General features: G+C 48.4%; 17 protein-coding genes and 2 tRNA genes. 4 read left to right on the forward strand and 15 right to left on the reverse strand.

Annotated elements, in window-relative coordinates; all coding sequences use genetic code 11:
- The first annotated feature begins 263 nt into the window (after positions 1-263).
- From DW657_RS13140 to DW657_RS13150, 3 genes are all read left to right on the forward strand, one after another.
- Positions 264-350, forward strand: a tRNA-Ser gene (locus tag DW657_RS13140).
- Positions 351-376: 26 nt separating this feature from the next.
- A tRNA-Glu gene (locus tag DW657_RS13145) sits at positions 377-448 on the forward strand.
- A 31-nt stretch (positions 449-479) separates the two neighbouring features.
- Complete coding sequence (locus DW657_RS13150; RefSeq protein ID WP_118312900.1) at positions 480-1,748, forward strand: DUF5103 domain-containing protein; 1,269 nt, start codon at positions 480-482, stop codon at positions 1,746-1,748.
- An 84-nt stretch (positions 1,749-1,832) separates the two neighbouring features.
- Here DW657_RS13150 and rsxA read toward each other — a convergent pair whose 3' ends face one another.
- The 7 genes from rsxA to DW657_RS13185 form a co-directional block, all read right to left on the reverse strand.
- The gene (rsxA, locus tag DW657_RS13155; RefSeq protein WP_089542704.1) at positions 1,833-2,435 is read right to left on the reverse strand and encodes an electron transport complex subunit RsxA; all 603 of its coding nucleotides are present in this window, start codon (positions 2,433-2,435) and stop codon (positions 1,833-1,835) included.
- Positions 2,436-2,475: 40 nt separating this feature from the next.
- On the reverse strand, positions 2,476-3,060 hold the full coding sequence (rsxE, locus tag DW657_RS13160) for an electron transport complex subunit RsxE (RefSeq protein WP_118312902.1): 585 nt from the start codon (positions 3,058-3,060) through the stop codon (positions 2,476-2,478).
- A gap of 6 nt (positions 3,061-3,066) precedes the next feature.
- A complete protein-coding gene (locus DW657_RS13165; RefSeq protein ID WP_118312903.1) occupies positions 3,067-3,741 on the reverse strand; it encodes an RnfABCDGE type electron transport complex subunit G in 675 nt (224 codons plus the stop codon).
- 13 nt (positions 3,742-3,754) lie between these two features.
- Positions 3,755-4,756, reverse strand: coding sequence for an RnfABCDGE type electron transport complex subunit D (locus DW657_RS13170; protein WP_089542707.1), 1,002 nt, complete (start codon positions 4,754-4,756; stop codon positions 3,755-3,757).
- Between the two features lie 41 nt (positions 4,757-4,797).
- Positions 4,798-6,150, reverse strand: coding sequence for an electron transport complex subunit RsxC (rsxC, locus tag DW657_RS13175; RefSeq protein ID WP_118312905.1), 1,353 nt, complete (start codon positions 6,148-6,150; stop codon positions 4,798-4,800).
- A gap of 3 nt (positions 6,151-6,153) precedes the next feature.
- On the reverse strand, positions 6,154-7,101 hold the full coding sequence (locus tag DW657_RS13180; protein ID WP_118312907.1) for a Fe-S cluster domain-containing protein: 948 nt from the start codon (positions 7,099-7,101) through the stop codon (positions 6,154-6,156).
- A gap of 84 nt (positions 7,102-7,185) precedes the next feature.
- Positions 7,186-7,611, reverse strand: a complete 426-nt coding sequence (locus DW657_RS13185; protein ID WP_118312909.1) for a SoxR reducing system RseC family protein — start codon at positions 7,609-7,611, stop codon at positions 7,186-7,188.
- 352 nt (positions 7,612-7,963) lie between these two features.
- On the opposite strand from DW657_RS13185, the gene DW657_RS13190 reads away from it, so the two are divergent.
- Positions 7,964-8,416, forward strand: coding sequence for a hypothetical protein (locus tag DW657_RS13190; RefSeq protein ID WP_089542819.1), 453 nt, complete (start codon positions 7,964-7,966; stop codon positions 8,414-8,416).
- A 281-nt stretch (positions 8,417-8,697) separates the two neighbouring features.
- Here the strand turns inward: DW657_RS13190 and DW657_RS13195 are convergent, their stop codons facing one another.
- The 8 genes from DW657_RS13195 to DW657_RS13235 all read right to left on the reverse strand — a co-directional run bounded on the left by DW657_RS13195 (position 8,698) and on the right by DW657_RS13235 (position 18,284).
- Positions 8,698-10,398: a fimbrillin family protein gene (locus tag DW657_RS13195; protein ID WP_118312911.1), complete on the reverse strand. Its 1,701-nt coding sequence runs from the start codon at positions 10,396-10,398 to the stop codon at positions 8,698-8,700.
- 22 nt (positions 10,399-10,420) lie between these two features.
- Complete coding sequence (locus DW657_RS13200) at positions 10,421-11,986, reverse strand: fimbrillin family protein (protein WP_118312913.1); 1,566 nt, start codon at positions 11,984-11,986, stop codon at positions 10,421-10,423.
- Between the two features lie 22 nt (positions 11,987-12,008).
- The gene (locus DW657_RS13205) at positions 12,009-13,568 is read right to left on the reverse strand and encodes a fimbrillin family protein (RefSeq protein WP_118312914.1); all 1,560 of its coding nucleotides are present in this window, start codon (positions 13,566-13,568) and stop codon (positions 12,009-12,011) included.
- 8 nt (positions 13,569-13,576) lie between these two features.
- The gene (locus tag DW657_RS13210; protein ID WP_118312916.1) at positions 13,577-14,470 is read right to left on the reverse strand and encodes a fimbrillin family protein; all 894 of its coding nucleotides are present in this window, start codon (positions 14,468-14,470) and stop codon (positions 13,577-13,579) included.
- Between the two features lie 28 nt (positions 14,471-14,498).
- Positions 14,499-15,392: a FimB/Mfa2 family fimbrial subunit gene (locus tag DW657_RS13215; RefSeq protein ID WP_118312918.1), complete on the reverse strand. Its 894-nt coding sequence runs from the start codon at positions 15,390-15,392 to the stop codon at positions 14,499-14,501.
- Between the two features lie 20 nt (positions 15,393-15,412).
- Positions 15,413-16,642, reverse strand: coding sequence for an OmpA family protein (locus tag DW657_RS13220; RefSeq protein ID WP_158577379.1), 1,230 nt, complete (start codon positions 16,640-16,642; stop codon positions 15,413-15,415).
- Positions 16,643-17,151: 509 nt separating this feature from the next.
- Positions 17,152-17,472 (reverse strand): helix-turn-helix domain-containing protein, encoded by a 321-nt coding sequence (locus DW657_RS13230; protein WP_369973479.1) that lies wholly within the window; start codon positions 17,470-17,472, stop codon positions 17,152-17,154.
- Positions 17,442-18,284, reverse strand: coding sequence for a hypothetical protein (locus tag DW657_RS13235; RefSeq protein WP_233547037.1), 843 nt, complete (start codon positions 18,282-18,284; stop codon positions 17,442-17,444). The genes DW657_RS13230 and DW657_RS13235 overlap by 31 nt, the downstream gene beginning before the upstream one ends.
- Between the last annotated feature and the right edge of the window lie 427 nt (positions 18,285-18,711).

An 18,711-nucleotide genomic window follows, 5' to 3' on the forward strand; every position in this document is an offset into this window, starting at 1 on the left:
ATAGGGGTTCGATTCCCCTATCGACTACCAAGTGTTTTTCATGTATTGGTTATTGTTAGTAAGCTTGCAATTAGTCGAAAAGACTACTGCAAGTTATTTTTTTATCCCTACGCAGGTAACGCTATCGCCGTTGTGGATAAATGACAATTACCCATCATAAAAGCAAAAAAAGTAAAGGAAAAATTTGGTGGAACCAAAAAAAAGTTGTACCTTTGCAATCGCATTTGAGAACGATGCTTGATGATTCAGAAATGAATCCAACAGGAAGGTTGGGTGAGTGGCTGAAACCACCAGTTTGCTAAACTGACGTGCGGGTTACCGTACCGGGGGTTCGAATCCCCCACCTTCCGCAAGCATTATTCAAAATTGCACCGTTGGTCGATTCATCTAATGGTTAGGATACAAGATTCTCAATCTTGGCATAGGGGTTCGATTCCCCTATCGACTACATTCCCCCTTTTTACCGTATCTTTACAAGCATGAAAAAGATATTGACTCTCCATATACTTCTCGCCCTCGCTGCTCTGCCCTCACGGGCGCAGAGACACGAGATATACTGTCAGCGCATCGCTACCCTACAGGTGGTGGCGGGCACCGACTGGCAAGCCCTTCCCATCACTTTGCTGAACGGGCAACCCATCCACATCGACTTCGATGACATGACCCACGATTATCATCGATACACCTACAGGATAGAACATTGCGATGCCGACTGGAAGGTTTCTCAGGGACTCTTCGAGACCGACTATCTGAAGGGATGGAACCACGAGCAAGCCATCGACAACATCGAACAATCGCTCAACACCAACTATCTCTACACCCACTATCATCTCACAATCCCCAACGAGAACTGCCACATCACCATGAGCGGAAACTACAAGCTCACCATCTACGATGACAACGCAGAGACGAACAACCAAGAGGATGAAGCTACCGATAAGGACGGCAGAAAGATACTCACCGCCTGCTTTATGGTAGTAGAGCCACAGGTGCAGGTTGCCATCGGATATTCTTCGAATACTGACATCGATATCAACAAGCAGCATCAGCAGGTAAGTATGAATGTGAACTACGGCAACCTAAAGGTAACCAACCCCTCACAGCAAATCAAAACCGTGGTGCTGCAGAACGGACGTTGGGATCAGGCAGTATGGAATGCCAAACCTGACTATATCAGCGCAGAGGGGCTGCAATGGCAGCACAATCGCCATCTGATATTCGATGCAGGAAATGAATACCGAAAATTCGAACTGCTCGACATGGATCATCCTACGATGGGAATAGACGAGATAAAATGGGATGGAGAAGAATACCAGGTCTATGTAATGCCCGACATTCCTCGCCCCAACTACGTACACGATGAGAGCGCCAAAGGCTCCTTCTACGTGCGCAACAGCGATAACGAGGATAATCATTTCACCTGCGAGTATGCACCGGTACATTTCCGGCTACAGACCAATCGCCAGCCAGGTGACGTATATCTGAATGCAGACTGGACCTACGACCGCTTTTCGCCTACCTATCGGATGGAATACAACGAAGCCGACCACAGCTATCACGCCACCGTGCTGCTCAAGCAAGGTTATTACAGCTACCAGTATCTGGTGCTCAAAAGCGACGGCAGTACGCAACCCGTGAGTACGGAGGGTAACTTCTTCCAGACTACCAACCGCTATGATGCCCTCATCTATTATCGAGGCACGGGAGATAGAACCGACAGACTGGTAGGCTGGAAAAGCAGCCAATAAAAAACGCCCTGAAAGCGCAAAAGCATCAACCATATATAATGCTTTTGCCCTCTCAGGGCGTTTTAACTAACTAATACTATCTTTTTACTCCAATCCGAACAAAGCCTTCAAGCCACCATCTACACCAGAGAAGCCCATGAAAGCAAGGCTGAGGAGAGCGGCTGTAACCATGACGATGGCTACGCCCTGCATACCCTTAGGAATGCGAACCAAAGCCTGCTGCTCACGAATGCCAGCGAAAACGATGAGAGCCAGGGCAAAGCCGAGGGCTGTAGAGAACGCATAAACCACACTCTCCAAGAGATTGTAGTCCTTCTGGATAACCAGGATAGCTACACCCAGCACAGCACAGTTGGTAGTAATCAAAGGCAGGAAGATGCCGAGCGCCTGATAAAGCGCAGGAGAAACCTTCTTGAGGATAATCTCTACCATCTGAACCAAGGCAGCAATCACGAGGATGAACGCCAGGGTCTGGAGATATTGCAATCCGAACGGATCGAGTACATACTTCTGAACACACCAGGTAATGATGGTTGCCAAGGTCAAGACGAAGGCGATGGCACCACCCATACCAATTGCTGTATCAACTTTCTTCGATACGCCCAGGAACGGACAGATACCGAGGAACTGCGACAAGACGATGTTGTTGACGAATATCGCAGAGATAAATATCAATAAATATTCCATAATTTCTATTCTATTTCATTGACTGAAGCGATGCCTACGCTTACTTCTTAACCTTATTAAATATCGCAATGATGTATCCCAACGTGAGGAATGCTCCAGGAGGCAGGATGAACATCAGAATATTGGTTGTCTCTGGCAACAGAGTGATACCGAATACGCTTCCTGCACCAAGAATCTCACGGGCTGCACCCAAGATGGTCAAGGCAAGGGTGAAACCCAAACCGCAACCAATGCCATCAAAGAGACTGGCAATCGGTGAGTTCTTGGCAGCAAAGCTCTCTGCTCTACCCAGGATGATACAGTTTACAACAATCAATGGGATGTAGATACCCAGAGCCTGGTTGATGCTGTCAGGAGCATAGGCGCTCATCAGCATCTGAAGGATGGTTACGAAGGCTGCAATCACGACGATGAAAACAGGGATGCGAACCATATCCGGGGTAATCTTCTTGATACATGAAATCACAAAGTTGGTACAAACCAATACTGCCATGGTAGCCAATCCCATGGAAAGACCATTGATGGCACTGGTTGTTGTAGCCAAGGTAGGACACATACCGAGGAGCAACACGAAGGTAGGGTTCTCCTTGATGAGTCCGTTCATCAAAATTTTCATATTACTCATATCGGCTTATCCTTTCTTTTCGTTATGTTCAACTTTAGATGCACCGCTCTCAGCATCAGCTTTCTGAGATGCACCACTCTCGCCATCTACACTCTTACCTGCATAGGCAGCATAAGCCTGATTGATAGCCTTGAGGAAGGCACGGCTGGTGATGGTTGATGCGGTGATGGCATCTACTGCATTGCCACCCTTATCGTCCTTGCTTACGTGGAGGTCGCCATCCTTTGGAGTCATACCAATGATGCTACCCTTTCCGTCTTTCTGGAACCAGGTGGTTGCCTTGGCACCCAGACCTGGAGTCTCTGAAGCCTGAAGGATGGTGTAACCCATGATCTTGCCCTCGGTATCGAAACCTACGAGCACCTTCAAGTCGCCACCGAAACCGCCGGTAGTACTTTCTACGGCAGCACCCAACTCCTTGCCGCTCTTGTCAGAGCACTTGTGGAGGATAAAGGTAAACTCCTTGCCGCCAAACTCCTGCTTCACCTCTTCAGGCTCTGCCACCTGGAGGTCTTCAGTACCCATCACGCTCTTGATACCGGTAGCCAGACTCTGGGCAGCCTTCTCTGCGATAGGACCTGAAGTAAGGTTGTTGATACAAGCCAGTACTGCCCCCACAACGAGCGCTACACCTACAAGCACCAAAACCATGTTCTTTAATGATGATTCTAATTTCTGCATGTCTCAATCCTCCTTATTTCTTAGCTGGCTTCTCACCGAAGCGCTTTGGTTTAACGTATGTGTTAATAAGAGGTGTGAACGCATTCATGATAAGAATGGCGAACGACATACCTTCTGGATAGCTACCCCAGTTACGGATGATGACGGTGAGAAGACCGATGCAGACACCGTAGATGAGCATACCCTTGTGAGTCATTGGTGATGTTACGTAATCGGTAGCCATGAAGATGGCACCGAGCATCAAACCACCACTGAAAATGACAGCCAGAGGATTGGCATAAACAGGATTAGCCAAATGCATCAAACCACTGAAAACGAATACGGTAGCGATGATGCTGACTGGAATATGCCAGGTAATAACCTTTTTCCAGAGCATGTAAGCCAAACCGAGCAAGAGGGCGAATGCACAAACCTCACCGGTAGTACCGGCTCCGAAGGTATCGCCAGTAGCACCGAAGAGCAGACTCATGGAATCAGGCAACTGATTCAGGAGAGAAGCATCGCCAGTCTTGATGGCTGTCTTCATGATAGCCAGCGGTGTAGCACCAGTTGTTGCATCGGTATAGCTGAGCATCTGGCCTGCCACTGGCCATGAAGTCATCTGAGCAGGGAAGCTGACGAGCAGGAAGCAACGGCCCACCAAAGCAGGATTGAAAGGATTGTTACCCAGACCGCCGAAGCTCATCTTACCCACACCGATGGCAAACAGGGCACCGATGATGATGATCCAGAGAGGAAGGTTACTTGGCAAATTCATGCCGAGCAAGAGACCGGTGATGATGGCAGAACCATCGAGCAAGCTGGTCTCCTCCTTCAGGAGATATTTTGTAATTGCCCACTCAAAGAAGACGCAGGCTGCCACAGAGGTGAGCAGTACGACTGCTGAACCCAAGCCGAAGAAATAGAAAGATGCGAGGATGGCAGGCACGAGAGCGATGATCACTCCGTACATGTTCTTCTCCACGCTCTCATTTCCGTGGGCATGTGGCGATAATGAAACGATTAATTTTCCCATTTTACTTAATTAAGTATTTGGATTGTTTTTACTTTTATTCTTTACTTCTTGGCACTTCGTGCTCTGATGATGCCCATCACCGCTGCCTTACCATTGATGATGTTATCGAGGATAGGACGATGAGATGGACAGGTAAACTGGCATGAACCGCAGGCAATGCAGGATGTTACCTCCTCTGCCTCCAGGCGTTCATAATCCTTCACTACGCTCAGGGTAGCAAGCAAGTATGGCTCCAAGCCCATTGGGCAGGCATCCACACACTTGGCACAGCGGATACATGGCTGAGCCTTCTTGCGGTGAGCATCGGCATCGGTCAGTATAGTGATGGAGTTGGTACCCTTGGTTACAGGAACATCGAGACTGATCACAGCCTTACCCATCATCGGACCACCAGCCAATACCTTGTTGTCGCCCTCAGGCAAACCGCCACAATTCTCAATCATCTGAGAGAATGGGGTTCCCATACGCACGAGGAAGTTACCAGGATTCTTCACCTGCTTACCGGTAACGGTGGTATAGCGTTCGAAGAGAGGCTTGTTCTTCATAACTGCCTGATAAACAGCAAAGGCAGTACCTACATTCTGAACTATTGCTCCAACGTTGACCGGGATAGCTGGAGGAGCAGGAACCTGTCGGCGGATAACGGCGTCCACCAACTGCTTCTCACCTCCCTGAGGATACTTCTTAGCCAGAGGAACGATCTCGATACGGGAGTCATTGGCTGTCTTTTCCTCGAAGAGTTTGATGGCAGCAGGCTTGTTGTCCTCGATACCAATGTAGCCCTTCTCTACCTTAGCCGCCTTCATCAGAAGGTTCAAGCCAACGAGAATCTCATCGGCATGCTCCATCATCAGGCGATAGTCGGCTGTGATATAAGGCTCGCACTCTACACCGTTGATGATGACACACTCAGCCTTGGCACCAGGAGGAGGACAAAGCTTGATGAAGGTAGGGAAACCAGCACCACCCATACCAGTGACACCAGCCACCTTGATACGGCTGACAATCTCTTCTGGAGTCAACTCGTCATGAGCCTCCAGAGTCTCGAGTTTATCAGAGCGGTCGATGCTCTCCTCCCACTCGTCGCCCTCTACATTAATGATAATGCAAGGCTTGCGATAACCGGTAGCATCAATAGATGTATCTACCTTGAACACGGTTCCTGATACGGAACTGTAAATAGGAGCACTCACAAAACCACCCGCCTCAGCGATGAGTGTACCCACCTTCACCTTGTCGCCCTTGGCAACTACAGGCTTGGCAGGAGCACCGATGTGCTGACCAAGTGGGAAAATCGCCTGCTTAGGGAGAGGAGCTACCTGAGTAGCCATCTCGGCAGTAATCTTATTCTCTTCTGGGTGAACTCCACCAATTCTAAAAGTTCTCAAATTCATGATTTAGTCCTCCTTCTTTTCTTCTGAAGTTTCTACCTTTGGAGCAGCTACTGGAGCCTCTGCCTTTGGTGCAGCAACCGGAGCTTCTGCTACAGGAGCAGTCTCAGCAGCTGGCTTTGCCTTCTTAACTGGGAAATTAACTTTTACGAGAGCACCGGTTGGGCATTCGTCAACACACTTGGTACACATGCGGCACTTGTTGAAGTCAACATAAGCCACATTGTTTTCGATGGTGATAGCATCAAACTTGCAGACTTTCTGACACTTACCGAATCCGATGCAAGCAACGCTACAAGCCTTCTTAGCCACAGCACCCTTGTCGTGGTTCACGCACTGCACGTAAACACGGCGACCCTTAGGACCCTTCTTTCGAAGCTCGATGATGTGACGTGGACAAGCCTTGGCGCACGCACCACAACCCGTACACTTCTCCTCATCAACCTCAGGAAGACCCGTCTCAGGATTGATAGAGATGGCACCAAACTGGCAGGCAGCCACGCAATCGCCACAACCCAGACAGCCGAATCCGCAGCCGGTTTCACCAGCGCCACAGGAGTTCATAGCAGCACAAGTGTGCAAACCATCATACTCGGCAATGCGAGGACGATGCTCGCAAGAGCCATTACAACGAACCACTGCCACCTTAGCCTCTGTGTTAGCCACAGCCAGCCCCAGGAGATCAGCCACCTTGCCCATCACGTCGGCACCACCTACAGGACACATCAGTCCATCGATGCTACCGGCATCAGCACCCTTGACCAGCGCTGCAGCCATACCGGAACATCCGGCAAAACCGCAACCACCACAGTTGGCACCCGGAAGGAGTTCTCCTACCTGTCCCAGTCGAGGGTCTTCTTCGACGGCAAACTTCTTAGATACTCCGAAGAGCACCAACGCTGCAATCAGCGCAATGACACCGAGTACCAAGACAGCACTCAAAATTAAATCCATAATAGTTTGTATTTGTTTTGTTAATATTTCTAGTTATTTCCATATAAGCCAACATCTTGTATTCAAGCCTGAAAAGCTGGGAAATCATTCCCAGCTGCAGGGTTCAAGACTAAAACTTAATTTGTTTCGTAGTTTGTTTCTCAAGAGATAAAGCCCTATATAATAAGGTATCAATATCCCCAAGGCAGACACAGCGGCATATCCCTCTGATTGCGTAATCTTCAGTACGGCAACCAAAGCCACAACCATCAGGACCAGAGGCAGCAAATAGCCATACAAGCTGGCACGGAAGCCAACAGCCGTATCTGCCACCACAACAACAGAGTCACCCAGCTGATACTTGACAGCATCAGCAGCCTGCACCTCGATAATCTTTTCTTTCGTTTCAGAAGCATTGCAATGCGCAGCCACCTTACAGGCACTGCACGCAGATGACTGAAGGATGCGCACGCGCACACAGCCCTCTTCTACTCCATCCACAACTCCATTATGCTTTATTTTATTACTCATTTCCAAATCTTGTTCATAAGGTTAGCCTTTCCTCTTCTACACAAGAGCACCTATTTTAAGGTGGCCTATTGCAAAGTAGAGTTAGCAATTCTAATTTGTTTGCAAAGATAATATATTATTTATAAATGACAAACAAAATCACCAGATTATTTAATCAAAAGAAACGTAAACGTTTTCTATTTTACATTTTAGACCATAAAAACTGAGAAAAACACAGAAATAAACGGATAAAAATAGGTTTTTTATAATTTTCTCGCCATCTTCTTTGTTTATATCATTTTTTTGTGTACCTTTGCAAAAAACAAGAAAGCCAACAACACCTAGCGTGTCGAGGCACGAAAACACTAAGATTATGGAAATAACAGAGCAGATGACAATTCAGCAAGTTGAGCGCTTTATTAAAAAGATAGCTCAAAAGTTTCCAGCACAACCTTCAAATGAAGAAAACGCCGTGCTGACCGACATCCATGTAAGAGTTTCCCAAGACAGTGGTGAACTCCTAGCCTTTGACGATGACGACACAGAGATTACTCGCTGCGTAGTTGAGCAATGGATAGACAACAAGGATGAGAACTTCTATGATGAGGTGGCAAAGATTTTGCGAGACACCTTGCGCAAGAATTCTGAGATCGTTGATAATCTCGGAATCCTGAAGCCATATAGCTTCGTGCTGGAAGATGACGACAAGGAAAACCTCGGCGAACTCTATCTTGCCGACGATGATACCATCATTCTGGGTGGTGACCTGATGGAAAACCTGGATCACGACCTCGATGAATTCCTTGACGACTTGTTAAAAGAATAAACTATAAAAGTAATGCTATTTTGGTGCTCGCAAGTATCAACAACAACACCAATAACAGTACAACTAATTATAATCTAATAGGAGGTAAACACTAATCATAAGTGTTTATCTCCTATTTTCATGTTTACTGAACTCTCACACCTGACTGACCTCCTTTCATAATATTTTGTTTCCACAAATCACCAAGTGTATAATCCTCAAGCCAATGTGCCAACTCTTCGCTATTCAGCCGATTGATAGTTGTACCATCTTCGTTCTGATTAACAGTCAAGACCTACGGTTTACTGCTTCTTCAAGGTAGGCAATGTTCCGTTAAGTTCGTAACGCCACTTTGAACCAGCGTTCTGCAAGGCGGTATTCATGGCATCAACGGCTTTCTGCCAGGTAACGACAGAGCCGTCCACCTTCGTGGCTTCGGTGGCTTTGTCATTGTAGCCGATACCTTGTTCATGATTGTTCTTCCAATAGCAGGCGGTCACGGTGGTGTAGTTATCTCCCAAAAAGCCGCTGATATGTACTTTGCCAGTGCTACTACCTGTACTGGTTACGTTGCCCGTGGCATAGCAGGTAAGTAGGCTGCTTCCTCCGTTGAATCCCACCAGACTGCCGCCAGAGATATTCTTTTTGGGGTCTATTTCTAAGGTCACGTCGCCTGTGGCATAGCAAGAAGCGGTCAGGGTGGCACCCCCATTCGTCTGACCTACCACGCCGCCGACATTGACCGTTCCCTTCACTGTGGCCGAGGAGCTGCATCCGGTGATGGAACCTTCCCATTGAGCACCCACTACACCGCCGACGTACACCGTGCCGCTGACGCTGCCCGACACCGAGCAGTTTTCAATGGTGCCATCGCTATATCCTGCCACACCGCCGGCAAAGCCCGAACTGCGATTGGTTGTTATCTGTACGCCCTCCATCATCACGTTCTTCACCGTACCGGCATAACCGATAGAGCCGAACAGACCCACAAATTGGTCATTTGTCGTAACGGTCAGCCCCTTGATGGTATGACCGCCACCGTCGAAGGTGCCGGTGTATTTGTTGCTGAAACTTGTGCCTATCGGCGTCCAGTTTTTGCCTGTGAGGTCAATGTCGGCGGTGAGGGTAATGTTAATGTCGGTCTTACCTCCGTTCACTAATTTGGCTATATTCATCAGGCCATCGGCGGAGGTCACGGTGTAGCTGCCGTCGTCCTCTATGATATAGCCTTTTTCCGCAGCGAGGGACACGGTGTAGGTATATTCACCGCCAGCCTGCCAGTCGGCAGCATTCTTCATCTTATAAACTAAGGTCTTGCCGTTAGTGAAGGTGCAGGTAACGAAGGCCGTGCCAGCTGCCACACTTTGCGGGGCTACGAGGGCGGTGTAGGTGTTGCTGCCCTTGTCATACGGGGTGATTTCAGCCGGGTTGTCGCCTTCGGTGGAGAGACCCGACAGCCACACGGATGCCAGCCCCTCGGTGTAGTCCGTCAGAACGATGGTCACTCGCGCCGTGCGGTGGGTGAAGCGGAGCGTGGGGCTACCGTAGGTCACCGTCTGTCCGTCGGCTACGATGATGTCACTGCCCTCAAAGTCCTTCTGGGTACTTTGGTTGGCTTTTACCTTTACCGCAGGTGGAGTTGTCTCGCCAGCTGTGTAGGGCCACCACGCTGTGACGGTGATGTCGTTGTGGTTGGTCCAGTAGTACGGGTCGGTAGAGGTCAGCGTGGCGCAGGTGGGGTCGGCGGTGGAGGGCGTCACGTCGTATGCCTTCACCGTGCCGTCCATCAGGACTGCCACGCTCTGCACACCCTCCCAATTGCCGTCCGCTGGGGCACGGGTGCCGGCGGTGGCTGTCGCGACGGGATTCAGCCCCGTGGCGGTGAAGACGATGGATGTGCCTTCCGCCCCTTCAGGCAGGAAGCCCGCTTCGTCCTGCGTGCAGGCGGCAAGGCCGAGCAGCAGGGCGATGGCTGCGAATATATGAATGGTTGTTCGTTTCATGATGCGTGTTGTTTAGAGATTGTTATTGTTTCTTTTGCAGTACGGGCAGACCGTTGGTGCCGAGTGTCCACTGGTAGTCATTGTCGGTGAGGGCGGTGTTCATGCCGTCGACGGCTGTCTGCCATTTCACTGTCGCGCCGTCCACCTTCGTGGCATCTACCTTTTCTCCATGATCACGGAATACTCCTTGCCCGACATTGCCTCCCCAATAACAGGAAGTTATAATTTTGTAGTTATAACGCACTATAGCTCCGGATTCATACTCTTTCAATGTGCCGTCGAACCAGCAAGCGGTGATTCTGCCATAATTTAAATCGGCTATACCACAAGTTCTACCATATGCAGAAATTTTTCCCGTCACAGAGCAGGCAATGATTTGGCCATTGTTTTGTTCCACTATTCCAGCTGCTGATCCACTATTGCCGTACAGATTCACATCTATGAGTTGTAAGTTCTTTATCACTCCACGTTCATTTAATAACCCAAAAAGTTCAGTAGTCGCTGCAGAAAAGTTTAATCCCGTAATGCGGTGTCCCTGCCCATTAAAGATGCCGGAGTAACCTGGCCAGGTGCCTATCCGTGTCCAATCCTTACCCGTCAGGTCGATGTCGGCGGTGAGGGTGCAATTTATCGATTCATCTTTTTGTACGGCTTTGTTCCATGCCAGCAGACCGTCAGCGTTATAGACCATGTAACTGCCGTCGTTCTGTATAGAATAGCCCAAATCCTCAGCCTCACCGCTCTCGCCGCCGCCGTCAGCCCAGTCACCGATGGTGCAGCCCTCTAACGTCAGGCCGGTGGCGTTCACCTTGACGGTGTAGGTATAGCGGTTGCCCGCCTCTAATACGACGTTGTTCTGCGGGCGGAAGTAGAAGGTTCCGCCGCCGAGTTCCACCTTGACGAACGGCTTGCCTGCCGCAACGGTCTGCGGGGCGGTCAGTGCCTCGTAGGTGTTGCCGCTTGCGTTGTAAGTCTTGATGGCGGTCGGGTTACCGTTATCGGCAGACAGGCTTACGAGGCTCACCGTGGCACCGGCGACGCTCGTGAATCCCGTGCCGGGCTTCAGTTCGATTGCTACGCGTGCCGTGCGGTGGGTAAATCCAAGTGTCGGGTCGTCAAATTTCACCGTCTGGTTTTCGGCGGAGATGAAGTCGCTTTTCTGGAAGTCAGCCAATTTGCTTTGGTCTTCGGCCACCTTCACGGCAGGCATCTGTGTGATGTCTGTATCATCCAAGGGCCACCATGCCGATACGGTAATCGGGTTGCGGCTGGTCCAGTAGTGCGGGTCGTTCTCGCGTGAGAGTGTGGCACTCTTGAAATCGGTAGAAGCCGTTACGGTGTATTCCTTTACCGCATCGCCCGTCTTGAGTGCCACGGAAGTGACGCCCTGCCAGTCGCCGTCCACGGTGGCACGGGTTGATGGGGCTGCCTGCGGCGTTGCCTCTACGGACAGTCCGGTGGCACGGATGACTACGGGGTATTCTCCTTCGGGCAGACGGTTATCGTCGGCAAGTTCGTCCTGCGTGCAGGCGGCAAGGCCGAGCAGCAGGGCGATGGCTGCGGATGTATGGATGATTGTTCGTTTCATGATGCGTGTTGTTTAGGGTTCGTTATTGTCTCTTTTGTAATACGGGCAGACCGTCGGTGCCGAGTATCCACTGGTAGTCGCCAGCGGTGAGGGCGGTGTTCATGCCGTCGACGGCTGTCTGCCATTTCACTGTCGCGCCGTCCACCTTCGTGGCATCTACCGTTCCTCCTTCAATACGGAATACTCCTTGCCCGGCATTGCCTCCCCAATAACAGGAAGTTATAGTATTGTAGTTGTAACGCACTATAGCTCCATTGTTAGACTCTTTCAATGTGCCGTCGAACCAGCAAGCGATGATATCGCCATAATTTGATTCGGCTATACCACAAGTTCCACCATATGATGCAGAAATTTTTCCCGTCACAGAGCAGGCAATGATTTGGCCATGATTTCGGCCCACTATTCCTGCAGTATTTCCACTACTGCCATACAGATTCACATCTATGAGTTGTAGGTTCTTTATCACTCCACGTTCACTTAAGAGTGAACCCAAAAATCCAGTATTATTCATTGCTGAAGAGTTAAATCCTGTAATGCGGTGTCCTTGTCCATTAAAGACGCCGGAGTAGAATGTAAATATGCCTGACCGTGTCCATTCCTTACCCGTCATGTCGATGTCGGCGGTGAGGGTGCAATTTATCGATTCATCTTTTTGTGAGGCTTCGTTCCATGCCAGCAGGCCGTCTGCGTTATAGACCGTGTAGGTCTTGGTGTTGCTGTCGTAGATGTAGCCCAAATCCTCAGCCTCGCCACTCTCGCCGCCGCCGTCAACCCAGCTGCCGATGGTGCAACCCTCTAACGTCAAGCCGGTGGCGTTCACCTTAACGGTATATTTATAGCAGTTACCAGCCTCTAATACGACGTCGTTCTGCGGGCGGAAGTAGAAGGTGCCGCCGCCGAGTTCTACCTTGACGAACGGCTTGCCTGCCGCAACGGTCTGCGGGGCGGTCAGTGCCTCGTAGGTGTTGCCGCTTGCGTTGTAAGTCTTGATGGCGGTCGGGTTGCCGTTATCGGCGGACAGGCTCACGAGGCTCACCGTGGCACCGGCGACGCTCGTGAATCCCGTGCCGGGCTTCAGTTCGATTGCCACGCGTGCCGTGCGGTGGGTAAATTCAAGAGTCGGGTTGTTAAATTCCACCTTCCGGTTCTCAGCAGAGATGAAGTCGCAGTTCTGGAAGTCAGCCAGTTTGCTTTGGTCTTCTGCCACCTTCACGGCAGGCATCTGTGTGATGTCGGCATTGTTGAAGGGCCACCATGCCGATACGGTAATCGGGTCGCGGCTGGTCCAGTAGTACGGGTCGTTGGAGGTCAGCGTGGCGCTCTTGTATCCGTCGGCATCCGTAGTCGTAACGGTGTATTCCTTTACCGCATCGCCCATCTTGAGTGCCACGGAATTGACGCCCTGCCAGTCGCCGTCCACGGTGGTACGGGTTGAAGGCGTTGCCTCCACGGACAGTCCGGTGGCATGGATGACTATTGGGTATTCCTCTTTGGACAGACGGCTATCGTCAGCCAGTTCGTCCTGCGTGCAGGCGGCCAGTGAGAGGACGAGCGCTGCAAGTGCAAAAAATCTTATCCTCATAATATCTGTTAATTAGCTATATTCTCATTGTCGTTTTTAACCTCATTCCAAGGTTTGATAGTACCAGAAAGTTCCACGCCAGTTCTGGTCAGCTTCACGGTGGTGTAATTGTATAAATTACCGCCCTTGAGGTCTGTCGCCATAGTCCAGACGAACGGAGCATCATGCCCATTGTCCAAGTCAAACTCAATTTCTCTGGTTGTTGATTTCGTTGGAAGCAGGATGGCTTCGTATTTCTTGCCGACTTTGACAGTTTTCATCTGGATGTTGGCAGGATTTCCTTCGCCAGAGATTACGCCATCTGCCAGATTGAAGGTGGCTGTGGTGTTCTGGTCTTTAATGGTGACCTTCAATTTATTGAGATCGTCTTCCGTCAAGCCATTACCTGGCTGAACATTCAGAACCAAGTTACTCAACATATGGTTGAATTTCAGTTCTACCTGTGGTATTGATTTATGGCATCCTTTAGTCTGGGCATACATGAAGTCGATAGCTTCCTGACTCGTCTGGTCAGCCACATTGAGTGCCACCTTGTAATCGCTTACCGTAGTATGTGGATAGTAAGAATAGAAGTCCACATCTCCATCTATCGGGAAGAAAATAGTCTTACCTCCAGAAATTGGTGAAAAGGCACTACTTCCACTTGTCTGATAGCAAACATTGTCAACTCCCTCTTTGATTACATCCACAGAGAGTGTCTTGCCAGCTTCTATCATAAAGATACCAATCTTGTCACCATCAGCCCAGGCTTGACCGGCAGCACGGGTGTTTACGCTGATACCACCAGTAAACTGTACGGCAACCTTACCATTTGCTGTTGTAGAAGCTGTATCTTCTGTATTGCATGAAACCATTGCACCAGCCAAGAGTACAAGAACGAAAAGTTTAGTCATCTTTTTCATATTATGAATATTTTAAAAGTTATTTTTTTTATTTGATTGTTACTTCTTTGTTGAGGTCATTCCAGCCATTGATGCCTGTTTGCAGATTCATCTTCGGCCGCATCTCTTCGTACTTGAACCTTAGTTCATACTTTCCACCTACATTCATCTTAGGAGCAGTGATGTCAAACTCCTGCAAGGTCCCGTTAGGCAGCAGCAGGCGGAGATAGATATGAGAGGATGAGCTTCCCTGTATGGTCGGCATCAGTCGGATGACTTCCGATTTCAGGGTTGACTCAGTAGCCAAGATAGTAGGTATTTCCACTTCCGTTGGCTTTATGCTCGGCAAACCGTAGTCTCCATCACTGTTCTTCTGTGTAGGGAACAGACACCAGGCACAATCCAACGCCTTGCCACTCATTTCTGTGCCTTTAGGTACATTCTCTATGATGACGGTCAGTTCCGAAAGCACGCTCTTCATAGGGTTTTGCACCACATAGCTGCCTTCCTTATTGTCTATCTTCACATCGGCAACTCCGAAATAGGCATTGTCCCTTACATCCTTAGGATTGGTCAAACCTATCTGGATATTGTTCCAGTTGGTCAAAGCCCTGGTCTGGTCAGTGGTGAAGAATGGCTCTATAAGATTGGTAATAGCCAATATCTGATAATGCCCTTCAGGAAGAGCGAAGCGTTGGCTTGCCACCTCCTGCGCACTGCCATAATGTTTTTCCTCTACTAATGAACCGTCATCGGCATTGAATATCCAGAGCTTCACGTCTTTCACTTCCGTGCCTTGGTCGGCTTCATCAGCCCAAGTGAGCGATACTGACAAACCGCCTTCATCCTCACCATCATGAACATCATGGTCGCAACTTGCCAACAGGCATGGGACGCATAACAGCACCCATAACCAAATATTAAATTTTCTTTTTGCTTTCATTTTCTATCTTGTTTTATGGGTTACTGATGATTGTCTTTAGTCTCTACTCGGCGAGCTTTCTGGGCTTCACGAGATCCGTCGCTTCCCTTACCTGCAGCCGAAATGCGGCTTGCCGCTATGCCTTTCTTTACCAGCCAGGCTTTCAGGGTTTCTGCTCGCTGGCGAGAAATGCGCCTGTTCACCGCTACGCTGCCCCTGGTGTCGCACCAGCCTGTCACCGTCACCTTCATATCCGGATTCTCCTTTAATATATGGAGGATTTCGTTCAGCTTGGATTCCTCGTCAGGGTTGATGGCGATACTGTTGAAATCGAAGTAGATAACAGGGAATTTCACCTCTGAGGTTTCAGCAATGTCTTGTTCTGCAACCATGGTTTCTGCCTTATCCACCTTGGCAGCCGTATCTTGCTGTTGGGTGTTCTCCTCTGGGGTAGTCAGCTGTTGCTGAACTTCCGGCTGAGGAATGGTTGAGGTTTCCATCATCTTCCTTTTCTTTGCCTTGGTGAAGCTGAAGCCCAGTCTGATGCCGCTTTCCCAAACGAAGTTGTTCTTGTGCAGATGCTCTGGCATTCCGTCCATACGTTCTCCAGTGAGGCGGGTCAGACCGGAATAGATGCCCAATTTCAGGCATGAGGTCAGTTGATAGCCCACCTGCAAGTCTGCGCCATAACCCAAATGCCAGTTGGTTGAACCTTTCATCACTTTGGCTTCATCGGCTATAGTCTGAATATCAGCCTTGGTAGTTACTGCATATATATGAGGTGAAACAGCCAAATCCCATCGGCTGTCAGCTGTTTGATGGAACAACCCAAGGAGATTGATATTCACTCTTGCCCCATATTGTCCCATTCTGACATGGCTTTTCAGATTGGCATACTCCCAACTGTCCATGCCTAAGACACCTGCCTTGTAAAGCACGCCGTCGCTACCCAACCAATAGTTACGTTCTACGCAGCAGTCTTGTGCAGACAAGTTCATCTCTCCATACTTGGCAGATAACTCAGCCGAGAAGATGGAGTTGAAACGATAGCCCCCATATAAGCCAGCAGCCCAACCGAGGTGCGTCTTGTCGTGTCCGAAACTTGAGAAAGTAGAGAAACCGAAAGGCATTCCACCCTCAATACCGACGTACCAGCCTTGCGAACTATTCTTTTCATCTCCTTTTACTTCTGCTTTCGCAAAAGAAAAAGGAAGAATAAATGCAAGTATTGCGACCAGCAGCCGATTCTTTGTTGTTAAATAATTTGCCATATCATTCATTCATTTTTTATCGTAAAAATAAAGATTTATCTCCAATTACAGGACAAGTATCCACCATAAAGCTAATTCATCCATTCTATCCGAAACTCACTCCAGGAAATACAAGAGGTTTGTCAGCAAGATAAATATGGATGCCAACAGCAAAAAGATATAAAAGCGTTCCCTCTTGATGAAGTCACGAAAGCTATAGCGAGCCTTCCAATGATTCTCAAGATACATCCTGTACTCATGTATCATGGCATATCCGAAGATAATACAAGATATGAGTACAAACACCCCGATGATGATCAGGGCTAATTCTATCCTTGGCATAGTTTCTATTATTTCCTTCATGTCGCAAATATAGTGAATTTCTCCGAAAGAAGGTGTAGTTTTTACCTGTTCAGGTGTCGCATTCCTACCAAAAAGGTGTCGCATTCCTAGGAATGCGACACCTTTTTGGCTATTTTTCGATAAAAAAATTGCTTTTTCTTTGGTACTTTAAGAAAAAATGGTTATGCTCAATTTGAGTCATTTTGTGCTACTTCTGTAGAGTAGAAGTCTCTCCATTCTGTAGGAGAACAGCCTTCTTTTGTCTTGAAGATTCGGTAAAGATGAGTGCGACAAGAGAATCCACACTCGGCTGAAATGATGTCGTTGCTATAATCTGGATATTCCAACATCATCTTTTTTGCAGCGTTGAGACGTTTCTCGCTGAGCCATATTCGGAAGTTAGAATGCAAGCATTGATCGAAAAACAGGCTCAATTCGTTCTTTGATATACAAAGTGTACGAGAAAGCGTCAACATGTTTACATTACAATCCTTATAGCCCAAATCCATACACCATTGGTCAAGACTGTTTTGGATAAAGTTTCTGCGCTCCTCAGATAATCGCAGTAAAGGTTTTTCCTTCTCTGCCCCCCCCCACATCGTTGATTTTTCTCTTCTTTATCCAATAGCTCTTCTGTTGGAATATAACTGTTGCCGAGAGCGATAAACGTAAGGTTGAAGAACAACAAGGCAAGCAATACGGCTGGACCTACTATATATAATAAGGTAGTAGAAAAGATGGCAACTGGCATAGCGAGAACTGCGAGCCATAGAATGATGACACTTGCACGCGAATATCTCACGTAAGGCAACAAATCCGTTGCCGCCATTGTCTCCAACATATTTTTACGCCTAATCATCTCCTGAATAATCATGTATATGCAATAGAAAACACTTACGCAAAACAGAGTCAGCATCAGATAAAGCCCTTCTCTGATATACAGGCTATGATGGAGACTGATACCCACGCAAAAGACCACAATGATGGCAGCATAAATACCACTGCACATCAGTATCATCTTTCTGAGGTTAGCACGGGTGGTTTCTATGTTGTAGATTCCCATGGAGATAAGCGAAAAACATGGGGTATAAATGAGGATGTTGACGACCGCCCCCAGATCATCGTGCATAGCACGGAATCCAAATAACATCTGCACGGCATATTGTATCGCCAATCCTATCAAGGCGACAACAATCATCCATCGTGAACGCTCATACCGCTTGTTCTCCCATCTTACATGCAGATGAGAGAGTGCCACGAAGAAGGCATTGATGAGCATGAATATGAAACATGCAAACTGAAGTAGAAATAATGAATCCATAGTTTTCTTATCTTAAGTTTACTTTCTTGTATTTTTGATTACTTGCTGTAGTATAATGTGAATACGCTTGCAAAAGTACGAAAATAATTTCAGAAAAAGGTACAATATTCTCTAAATGTTTACGAAACATGCAAATAATTGAGTATTTCCCACTAGTGGGTCCAACTATGCCCGTCGCATGGGCATCCACAGCCCACCAAGTGGGCATCCACAGAACAAGCGCTGGGCAACAAGTGCCCGTAGAACGGGCAATGAGTGCCCAAATGCTGGGGCTAATTTTGGGCAACATTGATAAGAGTTTACTGTTTACAATTTATAGTTGACAGTTTACTTGTTTTCGATGCGCAGTAGATGAAGATGAAGCTGATTATGAAGAACAAGAAATTTGCAGATGGAATGAAGTATCTCGTAAAGAAAAAGTAAAATA

The sequence above is a fragment of the Prevotella sp. AM23-5 genome (assembly GCF_003473645.1).
Classification (GTDB): Bacteria; Bacteroidota; Bacteroidia; order Bacteroidales; family Bacteroidaceae; genus Prevotella; species Prevotella copri_A.